The organism is Aphanothece microscopica RSMan92 (genome assembly GCF_046613545.2).
In the GTDB taxonomy this organism is placed as follows: domain Bacteria; phylum Cyanobacteriota; class Cyanobacteriia; order PCC-6307; family Cyanobiaceae; genus NIES-981.
Map to the genome: position 1 here is coordinate 1 of NZ_JBKKKY020000004.1, position 14,960 is coordinate 14,960.

General features: G+C 69.5%; 14 protein-coding genes. 4 read left to right on the forward strand and 10 right to left on the reverse strand.

What is annotated here, in order from left to right:
* A partial coding sequence (locus ACLD7X_RS01860; protein ID WP_411421756.1) for a rod shape-determining protein occupies nt 1-780 on the reverse strand: 780 nt, incomplete at its 3' end.
* 127 nt (nt 781-907) lie between these two features.
* On the opposite strand from ACLD7X_RS01860, the gene ACLD7X_RS01865 reads away from it, so the two are divergent.
* Entirely contained in the window at nt 908-1,312 is a 405-nt protein-coding gene (locus ACLD7X_RS01865; protein WP_411421757.1) for a single-stranded DNA-binding protein, read from the forward strand.
* A gap of 106 nt (nt 1,313-1,418) precedes the next feature.
* Here ACLD7X_RS01865 and ahcY read toward each other — a convergent pair whose 3' ends face one another.
* On the reverse strand, nt 1,419-2,846 hold the full coding sequence (gene ahcY, locus ACLD7X_RS01870; protein WP_411421758.1) for an adenosylhomocysteinase: 1,428 nt from the start codon (nt 2,844-2,846) through the stop codon (nt 1,419-1,421).
* Nucleotides 2,847-2,968: 122 nt separating this feature from the next.
* Between ahcY and tsaE the strand changes: the two genes are divergently transcribed.
* Nucleotides 2,969-3,478: a tRNA (adenosine(37)-N6)-threonylcarbamoyltransferase complex ATPase subunit type 1 TsaE gene (gene tsaE, locus ACLD7X_RS01875; RefSeq protein WP_411421759.1), complete on the forward strand. Its 510-nt coding sequence runs from the start codon at nt 2,969-2,971 to the stop codon at nt 3,476-3,478.
* 4 nt (nt 3,479-3,482) lie between these two features.
* On the opposite strand, the gene ACLD7X_RS01880 is transcribed toward tsaE, so the two are convergent.
* The 6 genes from ACLD7X_RS01880 to mgtE form a co-directional block, all read right to left on the reverse strand.
* The gene (locus ACLD7X_RS01880; RefSeq protein WP_411421760.1) at nt 3,483-4,520 is read right to left on the reverse strand and encodes a carbohydrate kinase family protein; all 1,038 of its coding nucleotides are present in this window, start codon (nt 4,518-4,520) and stop codon (nt 3,483-3,485) included.
* A complete protein-coding gene (gene mutT, locus ACLD7X_RS01885) occupies nt 4,520-5,791 on the reverse strand; it encodes an 8-oxo-dGTP diphosphatase MutT (RefSeq protein WP_411421761.1) in 1,272 nt (423 codons plus the stop codon). The genes ACLD7X_RS01880 and mutT overlap by 1 nt, the downstream gene beginning before the upstream one ends.
* Nucleotides 5,792-5,793: 2 nt before the next feature.
* Nucleotides 5,794-6,852 carry a glycosyltransferase family 2 protein gene (locus ACLD7X_RS01890; RefSeq protein WP_411421762.1) on the reverse strand — a complete coding sequence of 353 codons (1,059 nt, stop codon included), beginning with the start codon at nt 6,850-6,852 and terminating at the stop codon, nt 5,794-5,796.
* A 4-nt stretch (nt 6,853-6,856) separates the two neighbouring features.
* Complete coding sequence (locus ACLD7X_RS01895; RefSeq protein WP_411421763.1) at nt 6,857-8,224, reverse strand: NDP-hexose 2,3-dehydratase family protein; 1,368 nt, start codon at nt 8,222-8,224, stop codon at nt 6,857-6,859.
* A gap of 94 nt (nt 8,225-8,318) precedes the next feature.
* Nucleotides 8,319-9,287 carry an RpoD/SigA family RNA polymerase sigma factor gene (locus ACLD7X_RS01900; protein WP_411421841.1) on the reverse strand — a complete coding sequence of 323 codons (969 nt, stop codon included), beginning with the start codon at nt 9,285-9,287 and terminating at the stop codon, nt 8,319-8,321.
* Nucleotides 9,288-9,462: 175 nt separating this feature from the next.
* A complete protein-coding gene (mgtE, locus tag ACLD7X_RS01905) occupies nt 9,463-10,887 on the reverse strand; it encodes a magnesium transporter (protein ID WP_411421764.1) in 1,425 nt (474 codons plus the stop codon).
* Nucleotides 10,888-10,973: 86 nt separating this feature from the next.
* Between mgtE and ACLD7X_RS01910 the strand changes: the two genes are divergently transcribed.
* Nucleotides 10,974-11,444: a glutathione peroxidase gene (locus tag ACLD7X_RS01910; protein WP_411421765.1), complete on the forward strand. Its 471-nt coding sequence runs from the start codon at nt 10,974-10,976 to the stop codon at nt 11,442-11,444.
* A 22-nt stretch (nt 11,445-11,466) separates the two neighbouring features.
* On the opposite strand, the gene ACLD7X_RS01915 is transcribed toward ACLD7X_RS01910, so the two are convergent.
* Nucleotides 11,467-11,796, reverse strand: a complete 330-nt coding sequence (locus ACLD7X_RS01915) for a hypothetical protein (RefSeq protein ID WP_411421766.1) — start codon at nt 11,794-11,796, stop codon at nt 11,467-11,469.
* Between the two features lie 13 nt (nt 11,797-11,809).
* Complete coding sequence (gene gyrB, locus ACLD7X_RS01920) at nt 11,810-13,777, reverse strand: DNA topoisomerase (ATP-hydrolyzing) subunit B (protein ID WP_411421767.1); 1,968 nt, start codon at nt 13,775-13,777, stop codon at nt 11,810-11,812.
* Between the two features lie 150 nt (nt 13,778-13,927).
* Between gyrB and miaA the strand changes: the two genes are divergently transcribed.
* Complete coding sequence (gene miaA, locus ACLD7X_RS01925) at nt 13,928-14,914, forward strand: tRNA (adenosine(37)-N6)-dimethylallyltransferase MiaA (RefSeq protein ID WP_411421768.1); 987 nt, start codon at nt 13,928-13,930, stop codon at nt 14,912-14,914.
* The last annotated feature ends 46 nt before the right edge of the window (nt 14,915-14,960 follow it).

Genomic DNA, 14,960 nt, shown 5'->3' on the forward strand with positions numbered 1-14,960 from the left:
GTTGAGGGGCTCGGCCATGGCCTCCCGGATGTCGCCGGCGCGCACGTTGATGGTGCGGGGCAGGCCGGAGAGCAGGTGCAGGCCCCGCACGTCCATCGAGGTCTCGTCGTGCTCGTCGTCGGGGAACGCCGAACCGATCCGGATCTTGATGTCCTCGGCGGTGCGTTCACCGACCACCAGGTTGTGCACCTTCTTGAGGTAGACACCGATGGAGTCGCTGAGCTCATCGCCGGCCACCCGCACCGATTCGCTCAGCACGGTGCCGCCGAGGCTGAGCACCGCCACCTCGGTGGTGCCGCCGCCGATGTCCACGATCATGGTGCCGACCGGTTCGGTGACCGGCAGCCCGGCACCGATGGCCGCGGCCACCGGCTCATCGATCAGGTGCACCTCCCGGGCGCCGGCCAGGCCCGCCTCGCGCACGGCCCGGCGCTCCACGCCGGTGACGCCGCTGGGGATGCCGATGACCAGGCGGGGGGCGACGATCCCGCGCCCCTCGTTGCCCTTCTGGATGAAGGTCTTGATCATCTGTTCGGCGGCGTCGAAATCGGCGATGACGCCATCGCGCAGCGGACGCACGGCCCGGATGTTGCCAGGGGTGCGGCCCAGCATCAGCTTGGCCTCGTCGCCCACGGCCAGGGGCACCCCGCGCTCGAGATCCAGGGCCACGACGGAGGGTTCCTGCAGCACGATGCCCTTGCCGGACACGTACATCAGGGTGTTGGCCGTTCCCAGATCGATACCGATGTCACGGGAAAACTGGAAACGACGAAAAAACACGGACGACCCGCCAGGCAGCCCCAAATCATAGGGGGGTGGTACGGCCGGGCCAAAGGGTGGAACTGAACCGGAGAAGGCGCCCCGAGGGGTGCCGCATCATTGACCCAATCGACCAAGGAGACACGCCATGGGCGTCAATTCCATCACCCTCGTCGGCCGTGCCGGCCGCGACCCTGAAGTGCGGTACTTCGAGTCCGGCAGCGTGGTGGCCAACCTCACCCTGGCGGTGAACCGCCGCAGCCGCGACGACGAACCCGACTGGTTCAACCTCGAGATCTGGGGCAAACAGGCCCAGGTGGCGGCGGACTACGTCCGCAAGGGTTCCCTGCTGGGGATCATCGGCAGCTTCAAGCTCGACCGCTGGACCGACCGGAACAGCGGCGAGGAGCGCACCAAGCCGGTGATCCGGGTGGACAGGCTGGAGTTGCTGGGCTCCCGACGGGATGGCGAGGCCGGCCTGGGCGGGGGCGGCGGATTCGGGGGCAGCGGATTCGGGGGCGGCGAACCGAGCGAGGAGGAAGTGCCGTTCTGAGTCCGGGCGAGCGGGCCCGAACAGAAAGCCCCCACCGGCATGGCCGGCGGGGGCTGGACTTCCGAGAGCTGCACACAGCTGGGCAGGCTGGGCGGCCTGCCGGGGGTCAGTAGCGGTAGTGCTCGAGCTTGTAGGGGCCCTCCACGGCAACGTTGATGTAGGCGGCCTGCTCGGCGGTGAGCTCGGTGAGTCTGGCGCCGATCTTCTCGAGGTGCAGGCGGGCCACCATCTCATCGAGGTGCTTGGGCAGCACGTAGACCTGCTTGCCGTACTGATCGCCCTTGGTGAACAGCTCGATCTGGGCCAGCACCTGGTTGGTGAACGAGTTGCTCATCACGAAGCTGGGGTGGCCGGTGGCGCAGCCCAGATTCACCAGACGACCCTCGGCCAGAAGCAGGATCTTGTTGCCGCTGGGCAGCGTGATGTGATCCACCTGGGGCTTGATGTTGTCCCAGGGGTACTGCTTCAGCGAGGCCACATCGATCTCGTTGTCGAAGTGGCCGATGTTGCAGACGATCGCCTGATCCTTCATCTGGATCAGGTGCTCGTGGCGAATCACCTGGAAATTGCCGGTGGCCGTCACGAAGATGTCGACATCGCGCACCACGTCGTCGAGACGCACGACGCGGTAGCCCTCCATCGCCGCCTGCAGGGCGCAGATCGGGTCGATCTCGGCGATCATCACGGTGGCGCCGAGGCCGCGCAGCGACTGGGCCGAACCCTTGCCCACATCGCCGTAGCCCAGCACCAGAGCCACCTTGCCCGCCACCATGACATCGGTGGCACGCTTGATCGAATCCACCAGCGATTCGCGGCAGCCGTAGAGGTTGTCGAACTTGCTCTTGGTGACCGAATCGTTGACGTTGATCGCCGGGAAGGGCAGCTCACCGCTCTTCTGCAGCTGGTACAGACGGGCCACGCCGGTGGTCGTCTCCTCGGTCACGCCCTGGATGGCGGCATGGATGCGGGAGTAGAAGCCGGGCTGGGCGGCCAGTTTCTGGCGGATGCTGTTGAAGAGGGCGGTCTCCTCTTCGTTGGAGGGGTTGTCGAGAACCGAGAGATCCTGCTCGGCCCTGGTGCCGAGAATCACCAGACCGGTGGCGTCGCCCCCATCGTCCAGGATCATGTTGGGCGTGCCGCCATCGCCCCACTCCAGGATCCGGTGGGTGAAGGCCCAGTACTCATCGAGGGTTTCGCCCTTGTAGGCGAACACCGGCACGCCGGCGGCCGCGATCGCGGCGGCGGCGTGATCCTGGGTGGAGAAGATGTTGCAGCTGGCCCAGCGCACCTCGGCCCCAAGGGCCACGAGGGTTTCGATCAGGACGGCGGTCTGGATCGTCATGTGCAGCGAACCCGCGATGCGGGCCCCCTTGAGGGGCTGCTCTGCGCCGAACTTCTGCCGCAGGGCCATCAGGCCGGGCATCTCGGTTTCGGCGATGGCGATCTCTTTGCGGCCGAAATCGGCCAGGCCGAGATCGGCGATCACATACGAGGCTGTCGTCTGCAGCGCAGGCGCGGCGGGGGTGGCCACCATGGTTGTCACTCCTGGGAAACGGCTCGCTCCCGGCTGGGAGGGCGTGGATGGGAAATATCTGCGGAGACGCCGAGGCTTCGGGCTCGCTTGGCGGGCAATCTACAGGCAGGTTCTGAACACCCGTGAGCCACCCCGACCCACCCTGGCGCCGCCACACCCTTGCGGATGCCGAAGCGACCCGTCGCCTGGGGCGGGAACTGGCCGGCCTGCTCGCTCCGGAGTCGGCGATCGTGCTGCTCTGTGGTGACCTGGGAGCCGGCAAGACCTCGCTGGTGCAGGGCCTGGCCGCGGGCCTCGGGATCCTTGAGCCGATCACCAGCCCCACCTTCGCCCTGGCGCAGCACTATCTCCCGAGCGCGGATGGGGCCTGCCGCGGCCTGGTGCATCTCGACCTCTACCGGCTGGAGCTGGCGGCGGCCGCAGACGAGCTGTTCGCCCAGGAGGAGGAGGAGGCCATGGCGCGGGGCGCCGTGCTGGCGGTGGAGTGGCCCGAACGGCTGAGCTTCCGGCCGTCTAGCGCCTGGTGGGTGGACCTGCAGCTCCTCCCCGGCGACGATCCCGCCGCCGGGCGGCTGGCCTGCCTGTGGCGCCCGGCCCCCGCCGAAGGGGGCGGCAGCGGCCTCTCGCGCTGAGAGCTCAGACCCCCGGCGGGCCGGAAGCGGCCGCCAGGAAGGCGTCCACGGCCGCCTCGCTCGGCTGGGGGTCGATCGCCCCCGCCCCCTGGCACACCAGGGCACCGCAGGCACTGCCGAAGCGCATCAGCTCCGCCACCGCCAGCGGGTCGGCCCCGCCCAGCAGAGCGGGGCGGCCGCACAAGCGGTGCAGCAGCCCCGCGGTGAAGCTGTCGCCGGCGCCCGTGGTGTCGATGACGTCCACGGGAAAGGACGGCTGCGCGCCGCAGGCCGGCCCGAGGCACCAGCGCAGTGGCCGGTCTCCGTCCGTCACCACCACCGCGGGGTGCTGGGGCAGGGCCTCGCGCACCGCAGCGGGCTCCGGGCTGCCGAACAGCCACTCCGCTTCCTCGGCGGCGCACTTGATCAGGGCGGCGCGCTGCAGCAGCGGGCGGATGCGCTCGGCCTGAGCGGCGCTGGGGGGAGCCTCCGGAGGGGCGACCGGATCCCAGAAGGTGGGCCTCCAGTTGACGTCCACAGCGAGGGCCACCCCGGCGGCCTCGGCCCAGGCCAGACAGCGCTCCAGGGCCGCGGCGGCGGTGGCACTGGCCAGGGGAATCGTGCCGACCAGCAGCCAGCGGGGCTGGGATGGCCGCGCGAGCGCGGCGAGCTCGCGGGCGAGGGGCTCGGCCTCGATCGCCTGATCGGCGAAACCATCGCCCAGGTCGCCGGCGAAACCACCGAACTGGCGATCGCCGCTGGGATCCCGGCGCACCAGCACGATCCGGGTGGGCCGCCGGCCATCCCACTGCAGGGCCTTGAGGTCCACGCCGCGGCGCTGGAAGAGCTCGGCAAAGGCCTGGCCGATCCGATCCCGGCCCAGCCGGCCCACGAAGGCCACGGGCGTGCCCAGGCGGGCCAGGGCACAGGCCACGTTCGCGGGAGCCCCCCCGAGGTGGTCCTCGAGCTGGTCGAGCGCTGCCAGGGCCGGATCGCCACCGGGCGGACCGAGCCGGTCCACCAGGGCTTCGCCGAAGCAGACGACCTGGGGATGGACAGCCATCAGGCGGCTGATCGACTGGCTCCAGGCTGGCCCGATCCGCCGCCGGCGTCAGCCTCGGAGCCCGAAGTCGGCCCCTGCAGCCGCTCCAGCAGAGCCGCGATGATCCGGGCGTTGGCCGCCGGGAAGGGGTAGGTGCCCAGGTCCTCGGGCCGCACCCAGCGCACCTGCTGGCTGGCCAGTGGCTGGGGCTCCCCGCTGATCCAGCGGCACAGGTGCACCACGAAGCGCAGCCGCTTGTGGCTGTAGGCATGGTCCAGCCGGATCAGCTCCTCCCCCACCGCGGCCTCGATCGCCAGCTCCTCGCGGAGCTCCCGGGCAATGGTGGTCGCGATGGGCTCGCCGGGCTCCTGCTTGCCCCCCGGGAACTCCCAAAGCCCACCCAGCAGACCTTCCTGCAGACGCTGGTCGATCAGCACCCGGCCATCGCCATCCAGCACGATCCCCACGCCGATCACCTGGAAGGGCAGGGGCCTGGGAGCATCCTTCACGGGAAAGCGGGCGGGGTCGCCGGCAGCGTAGGCAGCACAGTCCCCCTGCCAGGGACAGGCCCCGCAGCGGGGCTGGCGGGGGGTGCAGACGGTGGCGCCCAGGTCCATCACGGCCTGGTTGAACACCCGGGGCCGCTCGGGATCGAGCAGGCGCTCACTCAGCTGCCAGAAGCCGGCGAGCTGCCGCGCCGGCGGCCTGGGGCTGGCAATCAGCCGGGCCAGCACCCGTTTCACATTGCCGTCCAGGATGGCGTAGGGCTGATCGAAGGCCGAGGAGAGGATGCTGCCGGCGGTGCTGCGGCCCACGCCGGGCAGGGCCAGCCAACCCGGCAGATCCCTCGGCCAGACGACCGGGCCAGGGCCTCCCGCCGCCAGCAGCTGGCGCGCCCCCTGGTGCAGGCGCCGGGCGCGGGCGTAGTAGCCGAGCCCCTGCCACTGCAGCAGCACCACCTGGCTGTCGGCGCGGGCCAGGGCTTCCAGATCCGGGAACCGGGCCATCCACCCTGTCCAGTAGGGCAGCATCACCGGCAGCTGGGTCTGCTGCAGCATGATCTCGGCGGCCCAGACCGGGTAGGGATCGAGGGCCTCGCCATCGCCGGGCGGGCTGCCATCGGGGCGCAGCTTCCAGGGGATGGCCTGCCGGCCATGGTGTTCCCACCAACGGAGCAGCCGGCGGCGAAGGGCCGGCGCCCCGGCCTCCAGCCCGGCCAGGGAGGCTTCGGCAGCCAGCGGATCCGCCCGTCCCAGCGCCGCTGCGGGGTCCGCACCTGAAGGGGGCGCCACCGTCAGAGGATGCGGTAGCGCTCGGGGTCGGCCAGCAGGGGCTGGAGATCCGGCACGGCGGCGATCGCCTCACCGGTGCGCAGCCGCAGCAGGCGGGAATGGAAGGCCCCCCGCTCCACGCCACCCCAGCGCCACCGCAGCACCTGCCAGTCGAGACCGACCAGGCGGAAGAGCCAGGCCTTCAGCTTCAACGCCGGCGTGACCCTGGCTCCCCCCGGCGCCGCCGCCGATGCCTGGAGGGGGCGGGCCAGCTCCTGGGCGTTCTGGTGCAGGTGCGGCGGGATCAGGTCACGGAACTGGTCAGGGCTGCGGTGGGCGAGCAGCTGCACCAGCCGTTGATGCTCGGGGGTGCGGGCGTTGTAGCGCCGGCGGCTGGGCCGATGGTTGTGGGTGACGACGCGGATCCCGACCAGCTCGCCCCCGAAGACGAAGCGCCCCCCACGACGCCAGGCCCGCAGCAGCCAGTCGCGCAGCGGTGTGCGCCAGAGTCGGCTGGAGTGGGTCCAGGGCCCCACCTGTCGGGCGAAAGCGGTGCGCACCAGCCAGAAGCTGCTGGGGTCGTAATAGAGATCCTCCGGCCTCAGGAGCATGCGCAGATCCTGCAGCGGCGGCGCCACGGTGATCCGCTTCATGAAGACGGGGCGGATGGTGCCATCGGCATCCTGATGGCAATCGACCAGCTTGAGGGCAGGCGCGATCAGCAGGTCCGCCCTGGCCTGACGCAGCAGCGGCAGGCCCATCTCCAGGTGATCCCGCAGCAGGATGTCGTCGTGGTTGAGAAAGCAGACCACCGGCGCCCGAGCCAGGGCCAGGCCGAAGGAATTGGGCCCGGATTGCTCGCCGAAGCGCTGGGTGAGGTTGTAGTAGCGCACCCGCGGCTCGGCCAGGGCGCTGAGCATCTGGCCGGTCTCGGGTTCGCAGCAGTCGCCCACCACGATGGCTTCCCAGTCGCTGACGCTCTGCAGCTGAAGGGCCCGCAACGTGCTGCGCAGGGCATCAACCCGCTTGTAGGTGGCGATCACGAAGGTGACCTGCGGCACGCCCGGCGCTGCGATCGGCATCGATTCAGAGGTAGGCGAGCAGCATGGACACCAGGCTGCGGGCCTCGTTCGAGAACAGGCCCTGGCGGTGAACCAGCCGGGCGATCTGCCCCAGGGTCATCCAGCTGAGCGTGTCCGAGCTGGGCAAGGGCTCGGCTTCCCCCAGCAGCAGGATGCTGTAGCGCGCCACGGAGCGGTAGAAACGGCCCCCTTCGTCGGAATGGAGGTTGGAGAGCACGGGGCTCGCCTGCAGGCTCAAGGTCTCCAGCTGCTGCTCCTCGGCATCGAGGGCGGGGATCGGGGAAGGCGCGCCGCCGGCGTCCTGCAGGGCAGGGCCGTACTGGAAGCCCTCTCGGAAGCCGATCTCAGGACGGCAACGGAACAGGAAATGAAGCACACCGCCGATCTCCCGCGCCAGCAGTACGGCCGTGCCTTCACGCTCCTGGGCCACCAGGGGCTGATCCCAGGTCTGCACCTCCCGCTCGCTGCAACTCACGGCCACCTGGCGCACGTCGAAACTGCCGGCGGGTCCCAGCAGCCGGGGCTCCTCCCCACGGAGCCACCCCTGCTGATCGTCGAGCGGCACGACGCGCACCGTGAAGGGGTAGGCCCTGCGGATCGATTCCAGCCGCTCCACGATCGCGGCATCGCTGCTGAGCTGTTCCGTGGCGCCGGCGCGGTAGGAGCGCAACAGCCCCTCGCCGAATCCCCCCTGGCCGCTCCAGCGGGCGAAGGGGCCCTCCGGTGGGGCCAGCGCAGTCCAGTCGGAGGTGGCCAGCACCGAGCGGGCGTCGGTGTTGATCTGGAAATCGCTGACGAGCAGCTCGCAGACCTCCGGCATCGGCGCCCAGAGGTAGGAGCTGTCACAGGGGAGGTCGAGGTCGGGAGGCACCTCCACCGTCATGTTGCGGTTGTACTTGCCCAGGAAGCGGGTGCCCTGCTCGGACTGGAGGCTGTCGGCATGAACGATCGCCTGGTCGTGCCCGGTGAAGTAGGCGAGGAACGGGGTCGCCTTGCCGTGGTGCAGGCGCTGGTAGTTGCTCTTGGTGGCCTGCACCGACGGTGCCGCCTGGGAGAGACCGATGTTGCCCGGCTCGGGCTTGGCCTGGATCAGGAGGTGCGGCACAGGCTCGTGCGGCTGCATGCCGCGCCGCTGCATCAGGAAACCGAGAATGCCGATCTCGGGCTGGTCGATCAGGGGCTGGTGCAGCGTGATCCTGCCGCCGGCCTCCGCCTCGACGCCCACGATGCTGAAGAAGCCGCCGGAGCGATGCCGCAAGGCGCCCTCGGCGTAGATCCATTCCTGTGAGTCCCGCCAGGGAATCTCCCGAACAGCCATGTCACACAGCTTGCGCCGAAGCTCCAGCCAGGACGACAGTGACGCGGATGGCATGGAGTACGGGCGGTGACGGAGTGGCAGGAGCAGCTCCGCCGGCGAAACTAACCCCGGAAGGCGCGGGGTCAGCGGGCACGGTCAGCAGGATGCGTCAGCTGGCCACGTAGGCCTCGACCGCCTCGCTGAGCCGACGCAGGCCGGCGAGTCCGTCGCGCTCCAGGTTGCGCACCCGATCCCGGCTGATGCCGAGCACCCTGCCGATGCCCGTGAGGCTCATCGGCTCAGAGGTCTCGGCGGAATCCGGATCGATGCCGTAGCGCATCTTCAGCACACGCCCCTGCAGTTCCGGCAGCTGCTCCAGCAGCGCCCGCAGGTCCCCCTTCAGGCACTCCCCGTCCACACGCTCCTCCGGCAGCTCCCCATCCCCCGCCAGCAGATCCAGCAGCTCCGTGTCCTCCCCATCCCCCACCTTCGTCTCCAGACTCACCGGCTGACGCGCACGGCACAGCAGGTCCTTCACCTCCTCCTCCGGCAGCTCCACATACCCCGCCAGCTCCGTCACCGTCGGCGTGCGGCCCAGCTCCTGGCTCAGTTCCCGCTGACCCTTCTTCAGCTTGTTCAGCGTCTCGGTGATGTGGATCGGCAGCCGGATCGTGCGGCTCTTCTCCGCAATCGCCCGCGTGATCCCCTGCCGGATCCACCAGTACGCATACGTACTGAACTTGTAACCCCGTGTCGGGTCGAACTTCTCCACACCCCGCACCAGGCCAATGGTCCCCTCCTGGATCAGGTCCAGCAGCTCCATGTTCCGCTTGGTGTACTTCTTCGCCACGCTCACCACCAGGCGCAGATTCGCCGCCACCATCCGCTCCTTCGCCCGACGGCCCGCCTGCAGGCGCTTGCGCAGCACAGGACCGCTCAGACCCAACGCCTTCGCCAGCTCCGCCGCACTCGGACGCGTCCCGCCCGCACGCATCGTCAGCTCCTGCTCCGTCTCCTCGATCGCCATCAGCTCCTGCACCTGGCGGCCCAGCGTGATCTCCTGCTCGTGCGTCAGCAGCGGCACCCGGCCGATGTCGCGCAGGTAGCTGCGCACCAGATCCCCATCGACCGCGGGCATCTGGCGGGCGGGGCGATCGGGGGAGACCGCAACGCCGGAGAGGCTGGTCGGGTCAGGGGCAAGAGCAAGCATCATGGTTCCGGGCCCTTGAAGTTCCGTTAAGCCTAACCTGAAGAAGTGTGAACCTCTTCTCATCTGGGCGCGGCGGCCGCCTGCCGATGCCCATCCCCGGGGCTCATCCCGTACCCAGGCGGCCGATCAGCCAGCCGGCGGTCTGCAGGTAGATGAACACGCCGGCCACGTCCGTGGCGGTGGTGATGAAGGGGGCCGACATCAACGCCGGATCCAGGCCCAGCCGGTCGAACAGCAGCGGCAGGGCCGCCCCCGCCGTGGCCGCCAGGGTGGTGATGGCCAGCAGGCTCATCCCCACGGACAGCCCCACCAGCGGTCCCTCGCCGCGCCACCAGGCCCAGGGCACCACCACCACCAGCATCAGCACGCCCAGCAGGGCTCCGGCGACGGCTTCCCGCAGGATCGTGCGCGTCGCCCCCAGCGACTGGATCCGCTGGGTGCTCAGACCGCGGATCACCACGGTGGAGCTCTGGGCCCCCACGTTCCCGCCCGTGCCGATCAGCAGGGGGATGAAGGCCGCCAGCACCACCACCTGGCTGAGCACCTTGCCCTGCAGGGCGATGACCTCGGAGGTGAAGCCATTGGCCACCACCAGCACCGAGAGCCACACCACCCGCCGCCGGGCCACGGTGAACAGATTGCTCTGGAAGTAATCGTCCTCGTCGCCCGCCTGCACGGCACCGGCGGCGTAGAGGTCGCGGGTGGCCTCCTGCTCGATCACGTCGATCACGTCATCGACGGTGACGATCCCGACCAGCCGCTGCTCCCGGTCCACCACGGGCACGGCGAGAAAGTCGTAGCGCTGGATCGCCCGGGCCACCTCCTCCTGGTCGGTCTCGGTGGAGACGCTCACCACTTCGCGGGTCATCACATCCCCGATGCGGGCCTGGGGATCGGCCACCACCAGATCCCGCAGTGACAGGATCCCGGTGAGATGGCGGGAGCCGTCCGTCACGTAGAGGGAATAGACGGTCTCGGTCTCCCGGGCCCGGCGGCGCACCAGCTCGAGGGCCTGGGCGGCGCTGTGGAACTCCTTCAGATCGATGAACTCGGTGGTCATCAACCGGCCGGCGGTCTCGGCCTCGTAGCCGAGCAGCTGGGCGGTGACGCGACGCTCCGCCGGGCTCAGCTCGGCCAGCAGCCGGCGAACCACCTTGGCGGGGAGCTCATCGAACAGCCGCACCCGGTCATCGGGGGACATCTTCTCGACGAGCTCCAGCACCTCCCCGGAGCGGAGCCGGTCGAGGAGGGTCTGCTGCACGCTGGGGTCGAGGTATTCGTACACCTCGATGGCCTCGTCCTTGGGCAGCAGGCGAAAGGCCAGGGCCTGGAGGGTGCGGGGCAGGGTCCCGATCGCCTCGGCGATGTCCACCTCCTGCACGGGCTGCAGCAGCAGCTTCGCCCCGTCGTAGTTGCCGGCCTCCAGCAGGGTCTCCAGCTGCCGGGCGACCACGTCGGCCAGCGGCACACCCCCGCCTCCCACCGGGGAGGTCTTCAGGTTCACGCTGGTGCCGTTCGCTTCGCTCATCGGCCCGGAGCCACGGCAGTGTCGAGTTTATGGGCCGGCCGCGGGGAGCAGCCGCTAGCGTCCGGCCGCCGAAAACGGAACGATCCATGGCCGTGAACGTGAGCGATGTGATGGTGCGCGACGCCCAGGGAGGCCAGCGGCGTCTGGGTGAATGGGGCGGCCAGGTGCTGCTGATCGTCAACGTCGCCAGCCGCTGCGGCTTCACCCGTCAGTACGCCGGGCTGCAGAAGCTGCAGGAGACCTACGGCCCGCAGGGCCTGGCGGTGCTCGGCTTCCCCTGCAATGACTTCGGCGCCCAGGAGCCCGGCAGCCTGCCGGAAATCCAGCAGTTCTGCTCCACCACCTACGGGGCCGATTTCACCCTGTTCGACAAGGTGGTGATGGCCGAGGCGCCCTACACGACCCTCACCCAGGCCGAGCCCAGCGGCCCGGTGGCCTGGAATTTCGAGAAGTTTCTGGTGGGCAAGGACGGCACGGTGCTCGCCCGCTTCAAGAGCGGCGTGGAGCCTGAGGCTGCCGAGCTCACCAGCGCCATCGAAGCCGCCCTGGCGGCCTGAAGGCCCCTGAAGGCCCCGGTGATCAGCCCGCCAGCCAGCCGCGGCGGGCACCGGCGCCGGTGGCCAGTTCCACCTGCAGCCAGCGCTCGCCCCCAGGCCGGGCCCAGCTGCGCAGGACCCGCAGCGGAACCCCTGCCTGGGCCTGGGCGATGGCCGGGGCCTGCCGTTCCGGCGCGCAGCGCAGCACCTGGGGCACCGCGCTGAGCACGGGCTCGCGGCTGCTCTGGCGCCGCCGCAGTTCCGGCGTCCGCCAGTCGGCTCCCCCGGCCGGCAGACCGGCGGGAGCAACCAGGGCAAAGCCGAGCAGGGCCATCCAGCGCCAGGGCGCGAGCAGCGGAGAGGACGCAACCATCAACGGCCCTCCCTCAGATGTCGAGCTGGGCCAGATCCAGTTCAGCGCTGTGGGTCTCGATGAACTCACGGCGCGGAGCCACCTTGTCTCCCATCAGGATCGTGAAGATACGGTCGGCCTCGAGCGCATCCTCGATCTCCACCCGCTTCATCATGCGGGTGGCAGGATCCATGGTGGTTTCCCATAACTGCTTGGGCATCATTTCACCCAAGCCCTTGAACCGCTGGATCGTGTAGTTGGCCTTTTCCCCAAAACCCTGGATGGTCTTCTTGAGGTCGTTTTCGTTGTAGCAGTAAGTGTGATTCTTGCCGCGCTCAACCTTGTAGAGCGGCGGGCAGGCGATGTAGATGTATCCGCCTTCCACCAGAGCCTTCTGGTAACGGAAGAAGAACGTCAGAATCAGGGTGCGGATGTGAGCGCCGTCGACGTCAGCGTCGGTCATGATCACGATCCGGTGGTAACGGAGATTCTTCTCGTCGAACTCCTCACCCTTGATGCCGAGACCCAGGGCCGTGATCAGGGCCTGAATTTCCGTGTTCTTGTAGATCTTGGCGTCGTCGGTCTTCTCGATGTTGAGAATCTTGCCCCGCAGGGGGAGGATCGCCTGGAAGCGCCTGTCCCGACCCTGCTTGGCGGAGCCGCCAGCGGAGTCGCCCTCAACGATGTAGATCTCGGATTCGGAGGGGTCCCGGGAAGAGCAGTCGGCCAGCTTGCCGGGCAGGGTTGAACTCTCGAGCACGCTCTTGCGCCGCACCAGCTCGCGGGCCCGGCGGGCGGCCTCGGCGGCATTGAACGCCTGGATCGCCTTTTCGAGGATCAGGTCGATAACGGATGGATTGAACTCGAGAAATTCACCGAGGGCCTCACCCACCAGGGTGTCGACGATGCCCCGCACCTCGGTGTTGCCGAGCTTGGTCTTCGTCTGGCCCTCGAACTCGGGCTCGGGCACCTTCACCGAGAGCACGGCCGTGAGGCCCTCGCGAATGTTCTCGCCGGCAAGGTTGGCATCGGCGTCCTTGCGCTTGCCCCGTTTCTTGGCGAAGGCATTGAGGGTGCGGGTGAGCACGGTCTTGAGCCCCTCGATGTGGGTGCCCCCATCCACCGTTCGGATGTTGTTGGCAAAGCCGAGGATGCTGTCGGAGTAGGCATCCACGCACCACTGCAGGGCCGCCTCCACCTGAACGCCTTCCTTCTCGGCGTTCACATAGATGATGTCGGGATGGAGCGGATCCTTCTCCGCGTTCATGTAAGCGACGTATTCGCGGATGCCGCCCTCGTAGAAGTAGATCTCCTCGTGGGGCTCACCGGCGGCGTTGCGGGCGCTGGCGCGCTCGTCGCGGAAGACGATCCGTACCCCGCCGTTGAGGTAGGCGAGCTCACGCAGCCGCGAGGAGAGGGTCTGGTAGTCGAACTCGATGCCGACGGTGAAGATCTCCTGGTCGGGCTTGAAACACACGGATGTTCCGGTCCGGCCCGGCTCGGCAGGGTCACCGGGGGTGGAGCGGAGCGTGCCGATCGGCGCACCGCGCTCGAAGCGCTGGGTGTGCACCTGGTCGTGGCGGTGGACGGTGACCTCGACCCACTCGGAGAGGGCGTTGACCACGGACACGCCGACGCCATGCAGACCGCCGGAGACCTTGTAGCCACCGGCCCCGAACTTGCCGCCGGCATGCAGCACGGTGAGCACCGTCTCGAGGGCGCTCCTGCCGGTACGGGGGTGGATGTCGGTGGGGATGCCGCGGCCGTTGTCGGTGACCGCGCAGGAACCGTCGTCGTTGAGCACAACGAGGATCTGGTCGCAATGGCCCGCCAGAGCCTCATCCACCGAGTTGTCCACCACCTCGTAGACGAGGTGGTGAAGCCCGCGCGGCCCGGTCGAGCCGATGTACATCCCGGGGCGCTTCCGGACCGGCTCCAGGCCTTCGAGCACCTGGATCTGCTCGGCACCGTAGGCGGCCTGAACTTTGGTGGCTTCGCTCATGCGGGAGGGGCTTCCCAGGGGTCGGGCAGAGGCGGCGACTGGCCCTGGACAAGAGGGGCGAGAAGTGGTGAAAACCCTTCTACAGGAGGGAATCTACCATCGTTCTCCCGCCGGCCCAGGGGGCTGTCGGCCAGCTGGCAGGGTGGGGGAATGGCCAGCGATCCGCCCGCCGATCACCACCCCGAACCGGCTGGGGATCCCCCAGGGGATCTCGGCGGGGATCGGCCGCTGGTGCTGGTGCTGCTGGGACCCACCGCCAGCGGCAAGACGGAGCTGGCGATCGGCCTGGCCCGGAGCCTCGACCTGGCGGTGCTGAACGTGGACTCGCGCCAGCTCTACCGCGGCATGGACGTGGGCACCGCCAAGCCCACAGCCGCCCAGCAGGCCCAGGCCCGCCACGAGCTGCTCGACCTGCGGGATCCGGATCAGCCGATCAATCTGCAGGAATTCCGGGCCCTGGCGGCCCCTCTGATCGCAGCGGAACACCGGCGCACCCAGGCCGCCGCGGGAGGCCCGATGGCGCTGCTGGCGGGCGGCAGCGGCCTGTACCTCAAGGCGCTCACCCAGGGCCTGCAGCCGCCGGCAGTCCCGCCGCAGCCGGAGTTACGGGCCCAGCTGGTCGCCCTCGGCCAGCCCGTGTGCCACCAACTGCTGCAGCAGGCCGATCCGATCGCCGCCGCCCGGATCGCCGCCGCCGACGCCGTGCGCACGCAGCGGGCCCTGGAGGTGCTCTACGCCACGGGGCGGCCGCTGTCCGCCCAGCAGGGCGCCACGCCCCCCGCCTGGCGGGTGGTGGAGCTGGGGCTCGATCCGCCCGATCTGCAGGCCCGCATCCAGACCCGCACCCGCGGGCTCTTCGCCGCCGGCCTGGTGGCCGAGACCGAGCAGCTGATCGGCCGCTACGGCGCGGCCCTTCCCCTGCTCGACACCATCGGTTACCGGGAGGCCAGGCAGCTGCTGGCGGGCGAGCTCGACGAGGCCGAGGCGATCCGGATCACCGGCCAGCGCACCCGGCAGTTCGCCAAGCGCCAGCGCACCTGGTTCCGCCGCCAGCACCGGCCGATCTGGCTGGAGGCGGGCCGGCCGGAGACGCGGTTGCAACAGGCGTTGCAGGAGATCGAGCGCGTTCTAGGGTGAAGGGTGTGTTGCCCGCGCCAGGCGCGGCGGCCTGTCCCCCCTGCAT

What these genes read in the sequence shown, in the direction of transcription:
- ACLD7X_RS01865 (WP_411421757.1), top strand. Translation starts at nt 908, where the DNA reads ATGGGCGTCAATTCCATCACCCTCGTCGGCCGTGCCGGCCGCGACCCT.
- ahcY (WP_411421758.1), bottom strand. Translation starts at nt 2,846, where the DNA reads ATGGTGGCCACCCCCGCCGCGCCTGCGCTGCAGACGACAGCCTCGTAT.
- ACLD7X_RS01880 (WP_411421760.1), bottom strand. Translation starts at nt 4,520, where the DNA reads ATGGCTGTCCATCCCCAGGTCGTCTGCTTCGGCGAAGCCCTGGTGGAC.
- ACLD7X_RS01890 (WP_411421762.1), bottom strand. Translation starts at nt 6,852, where the DNA reads ATGCCGATCGCAGCGCCGGGCGTGCCGCAGGTCACCTTCGTGATCGCC.
- ACLD7X_RS01895 (WP_411421763.1), bottom strand. Translation starts at nt 8,224, where the DNA reads ATGCCATCCGCGTCACTGTCGTCCTGGCTGGAGCTTCGGCGCAAGCTG.
- ACLD7X_RS01900 (WP_411421841.1), bottom strand. Translation starts at nt 9,287, where the DNA reads ATGCCCGCGGTCGATGGGGATCTGGTGCGCAGCTACCTGCGCGACATC.
- mgtE (WP_411421764.1), bottom strand. Translation starts at nt 10,887, where the DNA reads ATGAGCGAAGCGAACGGCACCAGCGTGAACCTGAAGACCTCCCCGGTG.
- ACLD7X_RS01910 (WP_411421765.1), top strand. Translation starts at nt 10,974, where the DNA reads ATGGCCGTGAACGTGAGCGATGTGATGGTGCGCGACGCCCAGGGAGGC.
- ACLD7X_RS01915 (WP_411421766.1), bottom strand. Translation starts at nt 11,796, where the DNA reads ATGGTTGCGTCCTCTCCGCTGCTCGCGCCCTGGCGCTGGATGGCCCTG.
- gyrB (WP_411421767.1), bottom strand. Translation starts at nt 13,777, where the DNA reads ATGAGCGAAGCCACCAAAGTTCAGGCCGCCTACGGTGCCGAGCAGATC.
- miaA (WP_411421768.1), top strand. Translation starts at nt 13,928, where the DNA reads ATGGCCAGCGATCCGCCCGCCGATCACCACCCCGAACCGGCTGGGGAT.